The following is a 17,569-nucleotide window of genomic DNA, read 5'->3' as shown; positions in this document are numbered from 1 at the left end:
ATCACTGGTCCTTGTGGGAGAGAGCGCGGACGGTACGGGACGGGCTGGGCCGGCCCAGCTGTTCGGCCATCCACACGCTGGTGGCGGTCAGACGGCCGAGGTCGACGCCGGTCTCGATGCCGAGCCCGCGCAGCATCCAGACGAGGTCCTCGGTGGCGAGGTTGCCGGTGGCGGACCTGGCGTACGGGCAGCCGCCGAGGCCGCCCGCGGAGGCGTCGACGGTGGTGACGCCGTGGCGCAGGGCGGCCAGGGTGTTGGCGAGCGCCTGGCCGTACGTGTCGTGGAAGTGCACACCGAGCGCGGGGGTCGGCACGCCCCGCTCGTTCAGCAGGCTGAGGAGGGCCTGGACCTGGCCCGGGGTGGCGACCCCGATGGTGTCGCCGAGGCTCAGCTCGTCACAGCCCATGTCCCGCAGGGCCGTGCAGACCCGGGCCACCTGCTGGGAGGGCACCGCGCCCTCCCAGGGGTCGCCGAAGCACATGGACACGTAACCGCGCACATGCGCGCCGGCGTCCTTCGCCTCCCGCACCACCGGCTCGAACACGGCCAGCGACTCGTCCACGGTGCGGTTGAGGTTGGCCTTCGCGAAGGACTCGGTGGCGCTGGCGAACACCGCGACCCGGCGGGCGCCGAGCGCCAGCGCGCGGTCCAGGCCGCGCCGGTTGGGGACCAGGACGGGCAGGGCCACCCCTTCCAGGTCGCTCACCTGCGGATACAGCTCCTCGGCGTCCGCGAGCTGGGGGACCCACTTGGGGTGCACGAAGCTCGTCGCCTCGATCGTCGTCAGGCCCGCGCCGGCCAGCCGGCGGATGAACTCGGCCTTCACCGCGGTGGGTACGGCCGTCTTCTCGTTCTGGAGCCCGTCCCGCGCGCCGACCTCGTGGATCCGGACCCGGGCGGGCAGGTCCGGGGCCGGTACGACCATGGGCAGTGCGCCGGCGGTCACCGCGCCACCTCCGCTTCCTCGTCGTGGGGGGCGATGACGGCCAGCACCTGGTCCATGGCGACCGTCGAGCCCGGGGAGACGTCCAGCTCGGCGACCGTGCCGGCGTGCGGGGCGGAGATGACGTGCTCCATCTTCATCGCCTCGACCACCAGCAGGCTCTGACCGGCGGCCACCTCGTCGCCGACGGCCACCTTGACCACGGTCACCGTGCCGGGCATGGGCGCGGTCAGCGAGTCGGCGCCCGCGTGCCCGGCCCGGGTCAGGGAGGCGGCCACCGGGTCGTGGTCGCGCACGTGCCAGGCGTCGCCGTCCCGGCCGATCCAGTCACCGGCCCGGCGGAAGGTGTGCCGGACGCCGTCCAGGGTGACGGCCACCCGGTCGCCGGACACGGTGTGGGTGCCGCGCGGGCTGTACGTCACCGGTTCGGCCACGCGCAGCGGGAACGCGGGCGGTTTCGGGGTGCCGCCGAGCCGCCAGCCGCTCGGCACGGAGAACGGGTCCACCCAGCCCTGTGCGCGCGGCCGGAGCGCCTCCAGGCGGACGGCCGCCGCCGCCTCGTAGACCTCCTCCGGGACGTCCGTGGTGACCAGCTCGTCCACGACCCGCTCCACCAGCCCGGTGTCCAGCTCGCCGGCCACGACCGCCGGATGGCCCAGCAGCCGGCGCAGGAACCCCGCGTTGGTCTGCACCCCCAGCGTGACCGTCTCCGCGAGGGCCGCGCGGAGCCTGCGCAGCGCCGTCTCGCGGTCGGGGCCGTAGGCGATCACCTTGGACAGCATCGGGTCGTACAGGCTGCCGACCTCGGTGCCCTCGCTGAGCCCGGAGTCGGTGCGCACGCCGTCGCCGCCGGGCTCGTCCAGCAGCAGCACCGTGCCGCCGGAGGGGAGGAAGCCGCGCGCGGGGTCCTCCGCGCAGATCCGGGCCTCCACCGCGTGCCCGGTCAGCCGCACGTCCTCCTGCGCGAAGCCCAGCCGCTCCCCGGCCGCGACCCGCAGCTGCCACTCCACCAGGTCCAGCCCGGTGACGAGTTCGGTGACCGGGTGCTCCACCTGGAGGCGGGTGTTCATCTCCATGAAGTAGTACGAGTCCGGGTCCGAGCCGGGGACGATGAACTCCACCGTGCCCGCGCCCCGGTACCCGCACGAGCGGGCCGCCTGCACGGCCGCCTCGCCCATCGCGGACCGGGTCCGCTCGTCGAGGAGCACGCTGGGCGCCTCCTCGATGATCTTCTGGTGCCGCCGCTGGAGGGAGCACTCGCGTTCGCCGAGGTGGACCACGTTCCCGTGGCCGTCGGCCAGCACCTGGATCTCGATGTGCCGGGGCCTGTCGACCCACCGCTCCACCAGCAGCGTGTCGTCGCCGAAGGAGGCGCGGGCCTCGCGGCGGGCGGCGGCGATCTCCTCGGCCAGCGCGCTCACGTCCCGGACCAGGCGCATGCCCTTGCCGCCGCCGCCGGCCGACGGCTTGAGCAGCACGGGCGTACCGATCTCGCGGGCGGCCGCGGCCAGCTCGGCATCGGACAGCCCGCTGCCGCTCGACCCCGGCACCACCGGCACCCCGGCGGCCCGCACCGTCTCCTTGGCCCGGATCTTGTCACCCATGAGCGCGATCGCGTCGGCCGGCGGGCCGATGAAGACCAGGCCCGCCTCCTCGCAGGCACGCGCGAAGCCCGCGTTCTCCGCCAGGAAGCCGTATCCCGGGTGGACGGCCCGGGCGCCGGTGCGGGCGGCGGCCTCCAGGAGCCGCTCCACCGACAGATAGCTCTCGGCGGCCGGGGCCGGACCGATCCGGACCGCCGTGTCGGCCTCCCGCACGTGCCGCGCGTCGGCGTCCGCGTCGGAGAAGACCGCCACCGAGCGCACGCCCAGCGAGCGCAGCGTACGGATCACGCGTACGGCGATCTCGCCCCGGTTGGCGACCAGCACTGTGTCGAACACGGTTCCCCTCCTCACATCCGGAAGACGCCGAACTGGGGATCTCCCAGAGGCGCGTTGGCGCAGGCCGTCAGGGCCAGTCCGAGGACCTGACGGGTGTCCAGCGGGTCGATCACACCGTCGTCCCAGAGCCGGGCGGTGGCGTAGTAGGCGTTGCCCTGGCGCTCGTACTGCGCGCGGATCGGCGCCTTGAAGGACTCCTCGTCCTCGGCGGCCCAGTCCTCACCGCGCGCCTCCGACTGGTCGCGCTTGACCGTGGCGAGGACGCTGGCGGCCTGCTCACCGCCCATGACGGAGATCTTGGCGTTGGGCCACATCCACAGGAAGCGGGGGGAGTAGGCCCGGCCGCACATCGAGTAGTTGCCCGCGCCGTACGAGCCGCCGACGACCACGGTCAGCTTCGGCACGCGCGTGCAGGCCACGGCCGTCACCATCTTGGCGCCGTGCTTGGCGATGCCGCCCGCCTCGTAGTCCTTGCCGACCATGAAGCCGGAGATGTTCTGGAGGAACACCAGCGGGATGCCGCGCTGGTCGCACAGCTCGATGAAGTGGGCGCCCTTCTGGGCGGACTCGGAGAACAGGATGCCGTTGTTGGCGACGATCCCCACCGGGTGGCCGTGGATCCGGGCGAAGCCGGTGACCAGGGTCTGCCCGAACTCGCTCTTGAACTCGGCGAACCGGGAGCCGTCGACCACGCGGGCGATGATCTCGCGGACGTCGTAGGGGGTGCGGGAGTCGACCGGGACGGCGCCGTACAGGCCGTACTGGTCCACCTTCGGCTCGGCCGGTGCCGTCACCTCCCAGGGCGGGGACTGCCCGGCGGGCAGGGTGGCGACGATGTTCCGGACGATCCTCAGGGCGTGCGCGTCGTCCTCGGCGAGGTGGTCGGTGACCCCGGAGATCCGGGAGTGCACCTCGCCGCCGCCCAGCTCCTCGGCCGTGACGACCTCGCCGGTGGCCGCCTTCACCAGCGGCGGGCCGCCCAGGAAGATCGTGCCCTGACCGCGGACGATGACCGCCTCGTCGCTCATCGCCGGGACGTACGCGCCGCCGGCGGTGCAGGAGCCGAGGACGGCCGCGATCTGCGGGATCCCGGCGCCCGACATCCGCGCCTGGTTGTAGAAGATCCGCCCGAAGTGGTCCCGGTCCGGGAAGACCTCGTCCTGCATCGGCAGGAAGGCGCCGCCGGAGTCGACCAGGTAGACGCACGGCAGCCGGTTGTCGAGGGCCACCTCCTGGGCGCGCAGGTGCTTCTTCACCGTCATCGGGTAGTACGTGCCGCCCTTGACGGTGGCGTCGTTGGCGACGATCACGCACGCGCGTCCGCCGACCCGGCCGATCCCGGCGATCACGCCGGCCGCCGGGGCCTGTCCGTCGTACATCCCGTCGGCCGCCAGCGGGGCCAGTTCCAGGAATGGCGAGCCCGCGTCGAGCAGGGTGTCCACCCGGTCCCTGGGCAGCAGCTTGCCGCGCGCGGTGTGCCGCGCCCGCGCCTTCTCGCCGCCGCCGAGCGCCGCCGCGGCCAGCTTGGCGCGCAGCTCCTCCACCAGCGCCCGATGGCCCTCCTCGTTGGCCCGCCAGGCCTCCGACGCGGGATCGGCCGCGCTCCGAAGCTCCGGTGCCTCCTGCATCCTGCGGTTCCCCTCACCCGGTGGTCGAACCTGTTAATGAGCGTTAACCATTTCCTTCAGGTTAACGACCGCTAACCTCGCTGTCTAGAATTGACGGCATGGTCACCAGAACCGACGCCTCGACCCGCCGCGAGCAGATCCTCAAGGAGGCCGCCCGGCTCTTCGCCGAGCGCGGCTTCCACGGCGTCGGTGTCGACGAGATAGGCGCCGCGGTCGGCATCAGCGGCCCCGGTCTCTACCGGCACTTCCCGGGCAAGGACGCGATGCTCGCCGAGCTGCTCGTCGGCATCAGCGGCCAGCTGCTGACCGGCGCCAGACGGCGGCTGGCGGAGGCCGACGGGGTGCCCGCGAGCCGGGTCCTGGACTCGCTCGTCGAGGGCCACATCGACTTCGCCCTGGACGACCGGCCCCTGATCACCCTGCACGACCGCGAGCTGGACCGGCTGCGCGACAGCGACCGCAAGCTGGTGCGCCAGCTCCAGCGGCAGTACGTGGAGCTGTGGGTGGGGGTCGTGCGCGAGGCCCATCCGGGGCTGACCGAGCCGTCCGCCCGCTCGGCCGTCCACTCGGTCTTCGGCCTGCTCAACTCCACCCCGCACCTGGGCCGCGCCGGCACACTGCCCGGCCGGGGCGCGACGGCGGCCCTGCTGCACCGGATGGCGCGGGGCGCGTTCGCGGCGGCGGGCGAGGAGTGACGGCGCGGGCGGCCGCCCGGGGCCGCCCGCGCCGGACCGCGTGACGAGCATTACGGCCGAACCCCTGGACGAGCTTTCCTACCGGCCGGTACGGTTGAGTGAGCAAGCGCTTAGCCATCGGGTCGTCGCCCAGCCGGGGGAAACCAGCCGGGGGAAGCCCGAGGGCGAGCAGCCAGGTACGCGAGAGCGGCGCCGGTCCAGGCGCGAAGAAGGGCGGTGGCGGCGTGCGCCGTACGGTGTTCAACGAGGATCACGAGGCGTTCCGGGAGACCCTTCGCGCCTTCATCGAGGCCGAGGTCGTCCCGGTCTACGACGAGTGGTTCGCCGCGGGCCAGGCGCCGCGCGACTTCTACTACAAGCTGGGCGAGCTGGGCATCTTCGGCATCAGCGTGCCCGAGGAGTTCGGCGGCGCGGGCCTGGACACCCACAAGTTCGAGGCCGTCATGTACGAGGAGACGGCCCGCGCGGGCGTCCAGTTCGGCGGCTCCGGCGTGCACGTCCTGCTCGCCCTGCCGTACATCAAGATGCTCGCCACCGACGAGCAGAAGAAGCGGTACCTGCCGAAGTTCGTCTCCGGCGAGGAGATGTGGGCCATCGCGATGACGGAGCCGGGCACCGGTTCCGACCTCGCGGGCATGAAGTCCACCGCCAGGCTCTCCGAGGACGGCACGCACTACGTCCTCAACGGCGCCAAGACCTTCATCACCGGCGGCGTGCACGCCGACCGGGTGATCGTCTGCGCCCGTACGGCCGCGCCCACCGCCGAGGACCGCCGCCACGGCATCTCCCTGTTCGCCGTGGACACCAAGTCCGAGGGCTACTCCGTCGGCCGCAAGCTCGACAAGCTCGGCCTGAAGACCTCCGACACGGCCGAGCTGGCCTTCGTCGACGTCAAGGTGCCGGTCGAGGACCTCCTCGGCGAGGAGAACAAGGGCTTCTCCTACCTCGGCCACAACCTGGCCTCCGAGCGCTGGGGCATCGCCTTCGGCGCCTACGCGCAGGCCAAGGCCGCCGTCCGGTTCGCCAAGCAGTACGTGCAGGACCGCACCGTCTTCGGCAAGCCGGTCGCCCACTTCCAGAACACCAAGTTCGAGCTGGCCGCCTGCCAGGCCGAGGTGGACGCCGCCGAGGCCGTCGCCGACCGCGCCACGGAGGCCCTGGACGCCGGTGAGCTGACCCCCGCCGAGGCCGCCTCCGCCAAGCTGTTCTGCACCGAGGTCGCCCACCGCGTGATCGACCGCTGCCTCCAGCTGCACGGCGGCTACGGCTACATGAACGAGTACCCGATCGCCCGCCTGTACGCGGACAACCGGGTCAACCGCATCTACGGCGGCACCAGCGAGATCATGAAGACGATCATCGCCAAGGACATGGGTCTGTAAGGTCCGGGCAACCGCCGGCCGGTACAACCGACACCCATGAGCCAGGCACTCCAGGATCTCCTCGATCTGCTCGACCTCGAACAGATCGAGGAGAACATCTTCCGCGGCCGGTCCCGCTCCGCCGTCGTCCCCCGGGTCTTCGGCGGGCAGGTCGCGGCCCAGGCGCTGGTCGCCGCGGGGCGCACGGTCCCCGCCGACCGTCCCGCCCACTCCCTGCACGCCTACTTCCTGCGCCCCGGCGACCCCGGCGCGCCGATCGTCTACACCGTGGACCGCATCCGCGACGGCCGGTCCTTCACCACCCGCCGGGTGGTCGCCGTCCAGCATGGCAAGCCGATCTTCCACCTCTCGGCGTCCTTCCAGGCGGACGAGGAGGGCCTGGAGCACCAGGCCGTCATGCCGCCCGCGCCCGACCCGGCGACCCTGCCCACCTCCCAGGAGCGGCTGCGCGGCTACGGCCACCTCGCGCCCGAGGTGGTGGAGCGCTTCCTGGAGGCCCGCGAGGCGATCGACCTCAGATACGTGGACGAGCCACCGTACGGAAGGTTCGGCGAGCCGCGCGACCCGCACTCCCAGGTGTGGTTCCGCACCAACGGCAAGCTCGGCGGCGCCGTCAGCGCGCTCGACGAGCCCCTGCTGCACGTCGTCCTCGCCACCTACGTCTCCGACATGACCCTGCTCGACTCCGTGCTGCTCGCGCACGGCCGCGGCGGCTGGGCCGTCGGTGACGTCGTCGGGGCCTCCCTGGACCACGCGATGTGGTTCCACCGGCCCTTCCGCGCCGACGAGTGGCTGCTGTACGACCAGGAGTCGCCCTCCGCCCACGGCGGCCGCGGCCTCGGCCAGGCCCGTATCTACACCCAGGACGGGCGGCTCGCCGTCACCGTCATCCAGGAGGGCGTCGTCCGCGTCCCGCGCTGAGCCGCCCCCTTGCCGGCCGCACACGGCGAGGCGGGCGGGAACCCCGGCCGGGGGACCCGCCCGTCTCGCCGTGCCCACGCCGTGCCGTCGGGGGGACTTGCCCCGACCCTCCGGCAGGACCCTCCGGCAGGGCCCGCGGTCCGCACGCCAGGTGGCGCGACATCCGTTGCCCAAGGTGACGTACGACGTATGTGGGATTAGGCTCTTATAGTGAAGCCGCAGCGAACGGCATGCTCGGCCGGCGAGGCACGGTTGCGTTCCGTGCCTCAGCCGCAGCACCCGAAGGCGCCATGACGTACGGGTGGGCTGCAGGCGCCGGCGAAGCGTCGTGCCGGTCATGACGCAGCGGTGACATCCGAAGACCGCGCCGCCACTTCCCCTTCGTCATGACGGCGCCGGCCATCCACCTCGTGACGTTCCCCGCGGGGAGCCGCGAGAGACGATGGGAACGGAAGGTATCTCCTATGCGATCACTACGCACGAGGCGTCTCGTCGCGACGTCAGCGGCCGGGCTGCTGCTGGCCGGCGGAGCCGCAATCGCCGGGGCGGGCACCGCGTCGGCGTCATCGGACCACCACGACAGTGGCAGTAGTTACAGCCGTCACTCCGACGACCACAACAGGGACCACAACAACTGGTGGAACAACGACGACGACCACGGCGGCCGGCGTCACAACAACGATGACAACGACAACGGCTACGGCTACGGCCACGGTGACCACGACAACGGCTATGGCCACGGTGACCACGACAACGGCTATGGCCGCGGTGACCACGGCAACGGCGGCCATGACAACGGCTACGGCGGTGACCACGGCAACGGCGGTCACGGCAACGGCTACGGCGGCGGTGACCACGGCAACGGCGGCCACGGCAACGGCGGTCACGGCAACCGGGGCTGACTGCCCCCGTTCCTACCAGCGCGGCGTGCGGCTCCGGTTCCCGGCCGGACCGCACGCCGCGGCACGCCGGCACGTGAGCACCTCAGGCCTGAAGTCCCGCCTGAGCCAGCAGATAAGCCGTCATCGGGTCGTAGTGACGGGGACTGACCACGTGGTCGTCCATCGGTACGGCGACCTGGAGCGTCCCCTCGGACTCGGCGAGGAACAGCGCCGGGTCGTTGCAGTCGGCGTACCCGACCGAGTCCACGCCGTGCTGTCCCGCGTACCCCGCCCAGCCGTGGTCGGCGACCACCAGATCCGGCAGCGGGCGCCCCTCGCGCTCGAGCCCCGTGAGAACGGCCCGCATCGGCTCACCCGAGTGCGTGTGCCACAGCGTCGCCCCGTGCTCCAGCACGGCCACGTCCGCGAACTGCATGACGTACCCCTCGTCCGTCCGCAGCCCGTCCGGGATGACGACGATCTCGCAGCCGGCGGCGCGCAGCGCGGCGGCCGTGGCCCGGTGCACGTCCAGCAGGCCGCCCGGGTGCCCGGTCGCGAACAGCACCCGCTGGCGCCCCTCGGCCGCCTTGCGCAGCCGCGCCGCCATGCGCTCCAGTGCGTCCACGGTCAGTTCGGGGTCGATGGTGTCCTGCCCGTACCGGTACTCGGGATCGTCGTTGACACCCACCCGCTCCGCCATCACCGCGAGCACGTCCTGCTCGTCCGTCCAGCGGTCGCCCAGCTCCAGGCCGAACCAGAAGGTGCGGACCCCGTTGGCGAGCTGACGGTAGTGGGAGAGGTTGTTCTCGCGGGGCGTGGCGACGTCCCCCGCGATACGGGTCCTCACCAGGTGGTCGACGAGCTGGGCGCGGCTGGGTGTCCCGGGTATCGGCATGGCTCCCATTGTGAGGCAGCGCCCCGCGCGCGTCCTCGGCATATCGCCCGCTGGGACGGGCGTCACCCGGCCCCGTCCGTCACTCCTGCCGCAGCGCGAACCACAGCTCCATACGCACGTCCGGGTCGTCCAGGTCGGCCGGCAGCAGGGCCGCGCAGCGGGCGATCCGCTGCCGCACGGTGTTGCGGTGCACGCCCAGCGCCACCGCCGTACGGTCCCAACTCCCGTGCAGCGACAGCCAGGTGCGCAGGGTCTCGGCGAGCGCCGGCTGCCCGGCGAGCGGTGCGAGCAGCGTCCGGGCGTGCGCCCGCGCCGCCGCCCGCGGCACCAGGTCCGCCAGGGCCGGCCGGGCGCCGTGCCGGACCAGGCGGACGCGGGTGGCGCGGGCCCGGGCCAGGGCCCGGGCCGCCTGCGTGTCGGCGGCCGGCCAGTCGCGCGGCGCCACGGCGGCACTGACCCCGAGCGTCCAGCCGGGCTGCGGCTCCGGTTCCCGCCCGGCCGGCACCAGCACCCGTACGGCGTCCCGGCCCACGTCGACCAGCGGCGATCCCAGGGCGGCGCCGAGGGCGGAGGCGGACACGGCGTCGTGCGGGCCGCCCCGGTCGGGGCCGCCCCGGTCCGGCCGCGCGTGCACGACGAGCCACTCACCGGCGCCCAGCAGCGGCGCCACCTCCTCGGGCGGGGCGCCCAGCAGCAGCCGTACCAGCGCGGAGGACCGGGCGGTGCCGGTGCCGCTGCGGTGCTCACCGGTCAGCAGGGACAGCAGGACGGCGGACACGGAGGCGATGGTGTGGTCACCGGGCTCCCGGCTGGGCGTGGCCACACCGAGCACGAAGCCCTCGCCGGCGCCGAGGGCGTAGACGGCGAGGTGGGTGGAGCCGAGGGTGTCGGTGGCGGAGGCGGGCAGGGGCCCGGGTCCGCCACCCGGCGTGCCGCCCGCCGTGTGGTCCGCCGGCGGTCTGACCACGCCGGTCAGCTTCGCCAGTGCCTCCCGCACGCCCTGCGCCGGCTCCCGGCCCGCCGATGCGATCGCGGTGCCGTCGGGGCCGTGCAGGACCGCGTGCCCGCCCAGCCGCTGGGCCAGCCGGCGCAGGACCGACGGCACCGGGTCCGGGCGGGAGGCCGCGGCGGCGAGGCTCTGCTGGGCCTCCGTGACGCGGCGCAGCTCGGCCAGCCGGGCCTGCGCCATCAGCTGCCACACCGCGCGGGCCACACCGGAGAAGGTGGTCTGCGGCGGGACCTCCAGCAGCGGCAGGCCGTGGTGGTCGCAGGCGGTGGCCAGGGCGGGGGGCACCGTGTCGTGCACCGGTGCCAGGCCGAAGCCGAGGGCCGCGCCGCCCGCGGCCACGATCCGGGAGACGTAGTCGTCGAAGTACGTCCCCGCTTCCGCCGCCCGGGGGATGTGCACCCCGGCCGTCAGCAGCAGCTCGCCGCCCAGCAGGTACGGGTACGGGTCGGCCATCTCGGAGGTGTGCGCCCAGTGGACGACGGCGTCCGGGTCCGAGGGGCCCGCGATCTGCCGCAGCCCGAGGTCCTCCCGGGCCAGCAGGGCCGCGAGCGGCACGGGCGGGGTCGGGGGTACCGCTGGGCTGATCGTCTCCGGCATGGTGTGCGTTTCCTCCATCCCGCCCCGCTCCACTGGATGAAACGTACTCTTCGCAGTCGCTTTCCGGCCACCTAGTGTCGTCAGGGAACGGCAGCCGCGGGTACGGGCGGATGTCCCCGCGATCCGCTGCCGTCGCACCCCACCCCCACGCCCCCGCACGACACGCCACCGAAGTCAGCGAAGGAGCACCGCCCATGGCCGTCGACTACACAGTGATCGTCGTCTATCTCGCCGGCATGCTGGGCATGGGCTGGTGGGGCATGCGCCGGGCCAGGTCCAAGAGCGACTTCCTGGTGGCCGGCCGCCGCCTCGGACCCGCGATGTACTCCGGCACCATGGCGGCGATCGTCCTCGGCGGCGCCTCCACCATCGGCGGCGTGGGCCTCGGCTACCGGTACGGCCTGTCCGGCGCCTGGATGGTCTTCACCATCGGCCTCGGCCTGCTCGCCCTGTCGGTCTTCTTCTCCGCCCGCATCGCCCGCCTGAAGGTCTACACGGTCTCCGAGATGCTCGACCTGCGCTACGGCGGCCGGGCGGGAGTCATCTCCGGCGTGGTGATGTGGGCGTACACCCTCATGCTGGCGGTGACGTCCACCATCGCCTACGCCACGATCTTCGACGTCCTGTTCGACATGAACCGCACGGTCGCGATCGTCCTCGGCGGCTCGATCGTCGTCGCCTACTCCACCCTCGGCGGCATGTGGTCCATCACGCTCACGGACATGGTCCAGTTCGTCGTCAAGACCGTCGGCGTGCTGCTCCTGCTGCTGCCGATCGCCGTCGTCCGGGCGGGCGGCTTCGCCGAGATGAAGGCCCGGCTGCCCGCCTCGTACTTCGACCCGCTGGGCATCGGCGGCGAGACGATCTTCACCTACGTCCTGATCTACACGTTCGGCATGCTGATCGGGCAGGACATCTGGCAGCGCGTGTTCACCGCCCGCAGCGACAGGACCGCCAGGTGGGGCGGCACGGTGGCCGGAACCTACTGTCTGGCCTACGCCCTCGCCGGCGCGGTGATCGGCACGGCCGCCAAGGTCCTCTACCCCGACCTGGGCAACCCCGACGACGCCTTCGCCACCATCGTCAAGGACCAACTCCCCGTCGGCGTGCGCGGACTGGTGCTGGCCGCCGCCCTCGCCGCCGTGATGTCGACGTCCTCCGGCGCCCTGATCGCCTGCGCCACGGTCGCCAACAACGACATCTGGTCCCGGCTCCGCGGTGCCGTACGACGGGACGGTGACGGCCACGACGAGGTCGCGGGCAACCGGGCCTTCATCCTCGTCATGGGCGTGGCCGTGATCGGCACCGCGATCGCCCTGAACAACGTGGTCGAGGCCCTCACCGTGGCCTACAACCTCCTCGTCGGCGGCCTGCTCGTCCCCATCCTCGGCGGCCTGCTGTGGAAGCGGGGCACGGCCCGGGGCGCGCTGGCCTCGGTCGCCGTCGGCGGCCTGGCCGTCATCGGGCTGATGGCCGGCTACGGCATCCTCGCCGACGAGCCCGTCTACTACGGCCTGCCGGCCTCCCTCGTGGCCTACGTCGCCGTCTCCCTGGCGACGCGGCCCACCGACGAGGCGGTCCTCGCCGCCTGGCGCGAACGCCTCGCCGGACGGTCCCCCGAACTCGTGTCCGAACCGGCCCCGGCTCCCCAGTAGAGTCGTAGGGAAAGCAGTACATGCGCGACGAAGCGCAGGAAAGAAGGCATTCGACCATGAGCAGCAACGAGACGCCCCGCGGCCCCGTGGACTCCTCCCGCATCCCGCGGTACGCCGGCCCCGCGACCTTCGCCCGGCTGCCCCGCCTCGACGAGGTCGGCACCGCCGATGTCGCCGTCGTGGGCGTGCCGTTCGACTCCGGCGTCTCGTACCGGCCGGGCGCCCGCTTCGGCGGCAACGCCATCCGCGAGGCGTCCCGGCTGCTGCGCCCGTACAACCCGGCGCAGGACGCGTCCCCGTTCGCCCTCGCCCAGGTCGCGGACGGCGGCGACATCGCCGTGAACCCGTTCAACATCAACGAGGCCGTGGAGACCGTCGAGGCCGCCGCGGACGAGCTGCTCGGCACCGGCGCCCGCCTGATGACCCTCGGCGGCGACCACACCATCGCCCTGCCGCTGCTGCGCTCGGTCGCGAAGAAGCACGGCCCGGTCGCCCTGCTCCACTTCGACGCCCACCTCGACACGTGGGACACCTACTTCGGCGCCGAGTACACCCACGGCACCCCGTTCCGCCGCGCCGTCGAGGAGGGCATCCTCGACACCGAGGCCCTCTCCCACGTCGGCACCCGCGGCCCGCTGTACGGCAAGCAGGACCTCACCGACGACGAGAAGATGGGCTTCGGCATCGTCACCTCCGCCGACATCTACCGCCGCGGCGCCGACGAGGTCGCCGACCAGCTGCGCCAGCGCATCGGCGACCGCCCGCTGTACATCTCCATCGACATCGACTGCCTCGACCCGGCCCACGCGCCCGGCACCGGCACCCCGGAGGCGGGCGGCATGACCTCCCGCGAACTCCTGGAGATCCTGCGCGGCCTGGCCTCCTGCAACCTGGTCTCGGCGGACGTCGTCGAGGTCGCGCCGGCGTACGACCACGCCGAGATCACCTCGGTCGCCGCCTCCCACACGGCGTACGAACTCACCACCATCATGAGCCGCCAGATCGCGGCGGCCCGGAAGGACGCGGAAGCGAAGTGACGCACGACCACGACCTGGTGCTCCGCCCGACGGCCGCGCAGACGGAGGCCGCGCTGAACCCGCCCGCCGGCCGCAACGGCGGAGACCTGGTCGTGGAGACCCTGGCCGGGCTCGGCGCCACCACGGTCTTCGGCCTGCCCGGCCAGCACGCCCTCGGCATGTTCGACGCGCTGCGCCGCTCCACCCTCCACTACGTCGGCCTGCGGGTGGAGAACAACGCGGGCTTCGCGGCGGACGCCTACGGCAGGATCACCGGCGAGGCGGCCCCGCTGCTGCTGTCGACGGGCCCGGGCGCCCTGACCTCGCTCGCCGCCCTCCAGGAGGCCGCCGCCGCCTCCGCCCCCGTCCTGGCGATCAGCAGCCAGATCCCGACGGCGGGCCTGGGCGGCGGCCGGCACGGCTACCTCCACGAACTCCCCGACCAGGCGGCCTCGTTCCGAGGGGTCGTCAAGTCGGTCCACACCGTGCGCACCCAGTCCCAGATCCCCTCCGCCGTCGCGGCGGCCTGGAAGTCCGCGCTCACGGTCCCGCACGGACCGGTGTGGGTGGAGATCCCCCAGGACGTGCTCCTCGCGGAGACGGCCCTGCCCGTGGTGACGGCGATCGACGCGACCCCCGACGACCTCGTCCCGCGCCCCGAACTGACGGCGGTGGCCGCGGACCTGCTGTCGAACGCGGCCCGGCCGGTGATCATCGCGGGCGGCGGAGTCGTACGGTCGGACGCGTCGGGCAAGCTGCTCCAGCTGGCCGAGAAGCTGGACGCGCCCGTCGTGACGACGTTCGGCGGCAAGGGCGCCTTCCCCTGGGAGCATCCGCTGTCCCTGCGGTCCTGGCTGGAGGACCGGCACACCACGGACTTCCTGGAGGACGCGGACGTCCTGCTCGTGGTCGGCTCCGGCCTCGGTGAACTCTCCTCGAACTACCACACGTTCAAGCCTCGCGGCCGGGTCGTCCAGATCGAGGCGGACGCCGGCAAACTGGAGTCCAACCACCCGGCCCTGGGCATCCACGCCGACGCCCGCCTGGCCCTCCAGGCCCTGCTGGAGACGGTGCGGGAGCGGACGGACGCATCGGCGCCGGACCGCGTACGGGACCTCCTGGCGAGGGTCGCGGACCGCATCGCGTCCCAGGAACTCACCCTGGAACAGGACGTGCTGGCCGCCGTCCGCGCCGCCCTGCCCGCCGGTTCCCCGTCCTTCTGGGACATGACCATCCTCGCCTACTGGGCCTGGTCCGCCTTCGACGCCCAGGGCCCCAACACCATGCACTCGGCCCAGGGTGCCGGCGGCCTCGGCTACGGCTTCCCGGCGGCACTCGGCGCGGCGACGGCCGACCCGACCCGCCCGGTACTGGCGGTGTCCGGCGACGGCGGCGCCCTGTACTCCCTCGCGGAACTGGCCACGGCCCGCCAGTACGACCTCCCGGTCACCTGGCTGATCGTCGACGACGGCGGCTACGGCATCCTGCGCGAATACATGACGGACACCTTCGGCCGGGCGACGGCGACAGAACTGACCCGCCCGGACTACGTGGCCCTCGCCGAGTCCTTCGGCGTCCCGGGCGTCCGTACGACCCCCGAGACCCTACGAGCCGACCTGACCGAGGCCCTCGCCTCCCCGGGCCCGTCGGTGGTCGTACTCCCGGCGGTACTGAGGATGTTCGCCCCGACGCACCTGGGCTGACCGACGTCGGGCAGCAGCAGCTCGGCCCGCACCGCCTTGCCGATGCCGCGCCGACGCGGGCAACAGCCCAGCATGCGGCCAGGGCGCGGATGACGGTGAGGCCACGGCCTCGCTCGTCGTCGTCCGCCGCCGTTCCCGGCACCGGCCGGGCGCAGTCGGCATCGGCCACCTCCACGCGGAGCCGGCCGCGGTACCGGGCGACAAGCACGCTGATCCGGCCGAGCACGGGTCGCCCGGATGACGGCACGGCAGGCAGGGGTGCTCAAGGCGGAGGGCGTCGCCGAAGCGCGCAAGGCGGCCGGGGTGTTCGTCCGGGAGTTCAGGCCCGTCCGGCGCTGGGGATCGAGCGGCTCGCACGCCGGCGGTGAGACGAGGGGCGGTCCGTCTGGTCGGCGGACATCGGGGACCGGGAGCTGGTGGTCGACTCGGTCGAGGTGACGGAGGAGCCGGCACCGGCCGCCGTGGCGGCCGTCCTGGGGCTCGGCGAGGACGAGCCGGCCTGCGTGCGTCGGCGCCGCTTCGTGCTCGACGGCAAGCCGGTGGTCCTGTCGACGTCTACCTCCCGGCGGTCCTCGGTCGCCGGCACGCCGATCACCCAGCCGGAGACCGGACCCGGAGGCACGTACGCCAGGCTCGCCGAACTGGGGCACGGGCCCGTCCGCTTCCGGGAGGAGATCCGGTCCCGGATGCCCGGGCGGGACGAGGCCGAGCGGTTGGCGCTCACCGTCGGAGTGCCCGTCGTGCTGATCGCGCGTACCGCCTTCGACGCCGAGGGGCTGGTCGTCGAGGTCAACGAGATGGTGCTCGACTCGTCGGCCTACGTGCTGGAGCACGACTCCGAGGCGTGAGGCGGTAGTTGGGGTGATCATGCTCCGGGGGCCTGACCGGGCCCCGTGTGATCGGCTTGCCGAGGACCTCGTCAGGAAGCGGGAGCGGCGGAGCCGCGCCGACGCCGGGCACCTGCGGATCCACGCCCGGGAGCCGACGACGGAGCGCGCCAAGGGATATCAGGGGCGCTGGCGCGCGGTGTGGTCCGTCGAGGTCGCCGACCCGAGGTGCCGGCCCGACGGGGACGGGGACGGCTGCGACCCCTACGTCACGGCGGTGGACGCCGCCACCCGGGCGGTCGTCGACTGACGGGTGACCCCGTAACCGGTGGGAGCCGGGTGAGGGATCGCGGCCCGGGCAAGGAGCCCGCGCCTTCTCGAACGCACGCCCCGCGAACACACGTACAACCCCCCGCCGTTCTGGCGAGTCTTCCCCGACAGCGCACGGGTGCGCTCAAAGGCGTTCAGGGGGACGCCCGTTCGACGTTCAAGGGGAACTTTCCATGACTTTCCGGATATCCGGCCGGGCCAGAGTGCTCGCGGCCGCCGTCGGTGCCGCGCTGCTCGTACCGGCCGTCGTCGCCGCCACCCCGGCCGCCGCCACGACGCCCACCGTCAGTTGTACGTCCGCCAAGGCGGGCCTCGCCGACAAGCTGAAGAAGGACATCACGGCCGCCCTGGCGAACCGCAAGGGCACCGTCGCCGTCGGCCTGTACGACCGCGGCACCAAGACGACCTGCACGCTGCGCGCCACCACCGCGTACGACTCGGCCAGCAGCGTCAAGGTCACCGTGCTCGCCACGCTGCTGTGGGACGCCAAGAAGCACAACCGGTACCTGACGGCCACCGAGCAGTCGCTCGCCAAGGCCATGATCACGCAGTCGGACAACACCGCGACCAGCAAGCTCTGGAAGCAGCTCGGCGTGACGAAGATCAAGGGTCTCCTGACCGCCGCCGGGATGGCGAAGACCGTGCCGGGCGCGAACGGCTACTGGGGTCTGACCCAGGAGAACGTCACCGACGAGCAGAAGCTGCTCAAGCTGGTCACCGCGAAGAACAGCGTGCTGAGCGACAACTCCCGCGCCTACGTCCTGAAGCTGATGGGCCAGGTCGTCTCCTCGCAGCGCTGGGGCACCCCGGCCGGTGCGCCGTCGTCCGTCGCCGTGCACGTCAAGAACGGCTGGCTCCAGCGCTCCACGCACGGCTGGCGCGTGCACAGCCTGGGCACGTTCAACGGTGCCGGCCACGACTACATGGTCACCGTGCTGACGCAGGACAACAGCACCATGGACTACGGCGTCACCACCATCCAGAACGTCGCCAGGGCCATCCACAAGGACCTGGTGCCGACCACCTCCGGCGTCACCCGCTACACCCCGACCACGCAGCCGCGCGAGGCGTTCGTCGCCGTACCGCCGCAGGCCTGAGCAGCCGGGGCCTCGCGACCCACCGTCGTGAGGCCCTCCCGTCAGCAGCC

General features: G+C 72.9%; 14 protein-coding genes and 1 pseudogene. 10 read left to right on the top strand and 5 right to left on the bottom strand.

Annotated elements, in window-relative coordinates; translation table 11 throughout:
• Nucleotide 1: 1 nt before the first annotated feature.
• Genes AB0F03_RS13825 through AB0F03_RS13815 form a run of 3 tightly spaced genes read right to left on the bottom strand, consistent with a single transcriptional unit; the run spans nt 2 to nt 4,511 of the window.
• Nucleotides 2-946: a hydroxymethylglutaryl-CoA lyase gene (locus AB0F03_RS13825; protein ID WP_361990311.1), complete on the bottom strand. Its 945-nt coding sequence runs from the start codon at nt 944-946 to the stop codon at nt 2-4.
• Nucleotides 943-2,883 (bottom strand): acetyl-CoA carboxylase biotin carboxylase subunit, encoded by a 1,941-nt coding sequence (locus tag AB0F03_RS13820; RefSeq protein ID WP_361990308.1) that lies wholly within the window; start codon nt 2,881-2,883, stop codon nt 943-945. The genes AB0F03_RS13825 and AB0F03_RS13820 overlap by 4 nt, the downstream gene beginning before the upstream one ends.
• Nucleotides 2,884-2,894: 11 nt before the next feature.
• Nucleotides 2,895-4,511 carry a carboxyl transferase domain-containing protein gene (locus AB0F03_RS13815; protein ID WP_361990305.1) on the bottom strand — a complete coding sequence of 539 codons (1,617 nt, stop codon included), beginning with the start codon at nt 4,509-4,511 and terminating at the stop codon, nt 2,895-2,897.
• A gap of 98 nt (nt 4,512-4,609) precedes the next feature.
• On the opposite strand from AB0F03_RS13815, the gene AB0F03_RS13810 reads away from it, so the two are divergent.
• The 4 genes from AB0F03_RS13810 (at nt 4,610) to AB0F03_RS13795 (ending at nt 8,411) form a co-directional block, all read left to right on the top strand.
• Nucleotides 4,610-5,206, top strand: a complete 597-nt coding sequence (locus AB0F03_RS13810; RefSeq protein ID WP_361990303.1) for a TetR/AcrR family transcriptional regulator — start codon at nt 4,610-4,612, stop codon at nt 5,204-5,206.
• A 224-nt stretch (nt 5,207-5,430) separates the two neighbouring features.
• On the top strand, nt 5,431-6,588 hold the full coding sequence (locus AB0F03_RS13805; RefSeq protein WP_361990301.1) for an acyl-CoA dehydrogenase family protein: 1,158 nt from the start codon (nt 5,431-5,433) through the stop codon (nt 6,586-6,588).
• A gap of 36 nt (nt 6,589-6,624) precedes the next feature.
• Entirely contained in the window at nt 6,625-7,509 is an 885-nt protein-coding gene (locus AB0F03_RS13800; RefSeq protein ID WP_356816554.1) for an acyl-CoA thioesterase II, read from the top strand.
• A 464-nt stretch (nt 7,510-7,973) separates the two neighbouring features.
• Complete coding sequence (locus tag AB0F03_RS13795; protein ID WP_361990298.1) at nt 7,974-8,411, top strand: hypothetical protein; 438 nt, start codon at nt 7,974-7,976, stop codon at nt 8,409-8,411.
• A gap of 82 nt (nt 8,412-8,493) precedes the next feature.
• On the opposite strand, the gene AB0F03_RS13790 is transcribed toward AB0F03_RS13795, so the two are convergent.
• Together AB0F03_RS13790 and AB0F03_RS13785 are read right to left on the bottom strand one after the other, a co-directional pair.
• Nucleotides 8,494-9,285, bottom strand: coding sequence for a phosphatase (locus AB0F03_RS13790; RefSeq protein WP_361990295.1), 792 nt, complete (start codon nt 9,283-9,285; stop codon nt 8,494-8,496).
• Nucleotides 9,286-9,364: 79 nt separating this feature from the next.
• Nucleotides 9,365-10,909: a PucR family transcriptional regulator ligand-binding domain-containing protein gene (locus AB0F03_RS13785; RefSeq protein ID WP_361990292.1), complete on the bottom strand. Its 1,545-nt coding sequence runs from the start codon at nt 10,907-10,909 to the stop codon at nt 9,365-9,367.
• A gap of 176 nt (nt 10,910-11,085) precedes the next feature.
• On the opposite strand from AB0F03_RS13785, the gene AB0F03_RS13780 reads away from it, so the two are divergent.
• The 6 genes and pseudogenes from AB0F03_RS13780 (at nt 11,086) to AB0F03_RS13755 (ending at nt 17,519) form a co-directional block, all read left to right on the top strand.
• Nucleotides 11,086-12,546 (top strand): sodium:solute symporter, encoded by a 1,461-nt coding sequence (locus AB0F03_RS13780; protein ID WP_361990289.1) that lies wholly within the window; start codon nt 11,086-11,088, stop codon nt 12,544-12,546.
• 56 nt (nt 12,547-12,602) lie between these two features.
• On the top strand, nt 12,603-13,583 hold the full coding sequence (gene speB / locus AB0F03_RS13775; RefSeq protein WP_361990286.1) for an agmatinase: 981 nt from the start codon (nt 12,603-12,605) through the stop codon (nt 13,581-13,583).
• Entirely contained in the window at nt 13,580-15,265 is a 1,686-nt protein-coding gene (locus tag AB0F03_RS13770) for a thiamine pyrophosphate-binding protein (protein ID WP_361990283.1), read from the top strand. The genes speB and AB0F03_RS13770 overlap by 4 nt, the downstream gene beginning before the upstream one ends.
• Before the next feature lie 228 nt (nt 15,266-15,493).
• A pseudogene (locus AB0F03_RS13765) lies at nt 15,494-16,113 on the top strand (UTRA domain-containing protein); the annotation flags it as partial.
• A gap of 19 nt (nt 16,114-16,132) precedes the next feature.
• A complete protein-coding gene (locus AB0F03_RS13760) occupies nt 16,133-16,402 on the top strand; it encodes a hypothetical protein (RefSeq protein ID WP_361990280.1) in 270 nt (89 codons plus the stop codon).
• A gap of 193 nt (nt 16,403-16,595) precedes the next feature.
• Nucleotides 16,596-17,519, top strand: coding sequence for a serine hydrolase (locus AB0F03_RS13755; protein ID WP_361990277.1), 924 nt, complete (start codon nt 16,596-16,598; stop codon nt 17,517-17,519).
• Nucleotides 17,520-17,569: the final 50 nt, after the last annotated feature.

The sequence above is a fragment of the Streptomyces sp. NPDC028722 genome (assembly GCF_040637655.1).
GTDB lineage: Bacteria > Actinomycetota > Actinomycetes > Streptomycetales > Streptomycetaceae > Streptomyces.
The sequence above is the reverse complement of the archived record's forward strand: the minus strand, read 5'-3'. Positions and strand labels throughout refer to the sequence as shown.

Bases quoted from the DNA above. Each gene is read 5' to 3' on its own strand.
- AB0F03_RS13815 (WP_361990305.1), bottom strand. From the start codon at position 4,511: ATGCAGGAGGCACCGGAGCTTCGGAGCGCGGCCGATCCCGCGTCGGAG.
- AB0F03_RS13810 (WP_361990303.1), top strand. From the start codon at position 4,610: ATGGTCACCAGAACCGACGCCTCGACCCGCCGCGAGCAGATCCTCAAG.
- AB0F03_RS13800 (WP_356816554.1), top strand. From the start codon at position 6,625: ATGAGCCAGGCACTCCAGGATCTCCTCGATCTGCTCGACCTCGAACAG.
- AB0F03_RS13795 (WP_361990298.1), top strand. From the start codon at position 7,974: ATGCGATCACTACGCACGAGGCGTCTCGTCGCGACGTCAGCGGCCGGG.
- AB0F03_RS13790 (WP_361990295.1), bottom strand. From the start codon at position 9,285: ATGCCGATACCCGGGACACCCAGCCGCGCCCAGCTCGTCGACCACCTG.
- AB0F03_RS13785 (WP_361990292.1), bottom strand. From the start codon at position 10,909: ATGGAGGAAACGCACACCATGCCGGAGACGATCAGCCCAGCGGTACCC.
- AB0F03_RS13780 (WP_361990289.1), top strand. From the start codon at position 11,086: ATGGCCGTCGACTACACAGTGATCGTCGTCTATCTCGCCGGCATGCTG.
- speB (WP_361990286.1), top strand. From the start codon at position 12,603: ATGAGCAGCAACGAGACGCCCCGCGGCCCCGTGGACTCCTCCCGCATC.
- AB0F03_RS13760 (WP_361990280.1), top strand. From the start codon at position 16,133: ATGCTCCGGGGGCCTGACCGGGCCCCGTGTGATCGGCTTGCCGAGGAC.
- AB0F03_RS13755 (WP_361990277.1), top strand. From the start codon at position 16,596: ATGACTTTCCGGATATCCGGCCGGGCCAGAGTGCTCGCGGCCGCCGTC.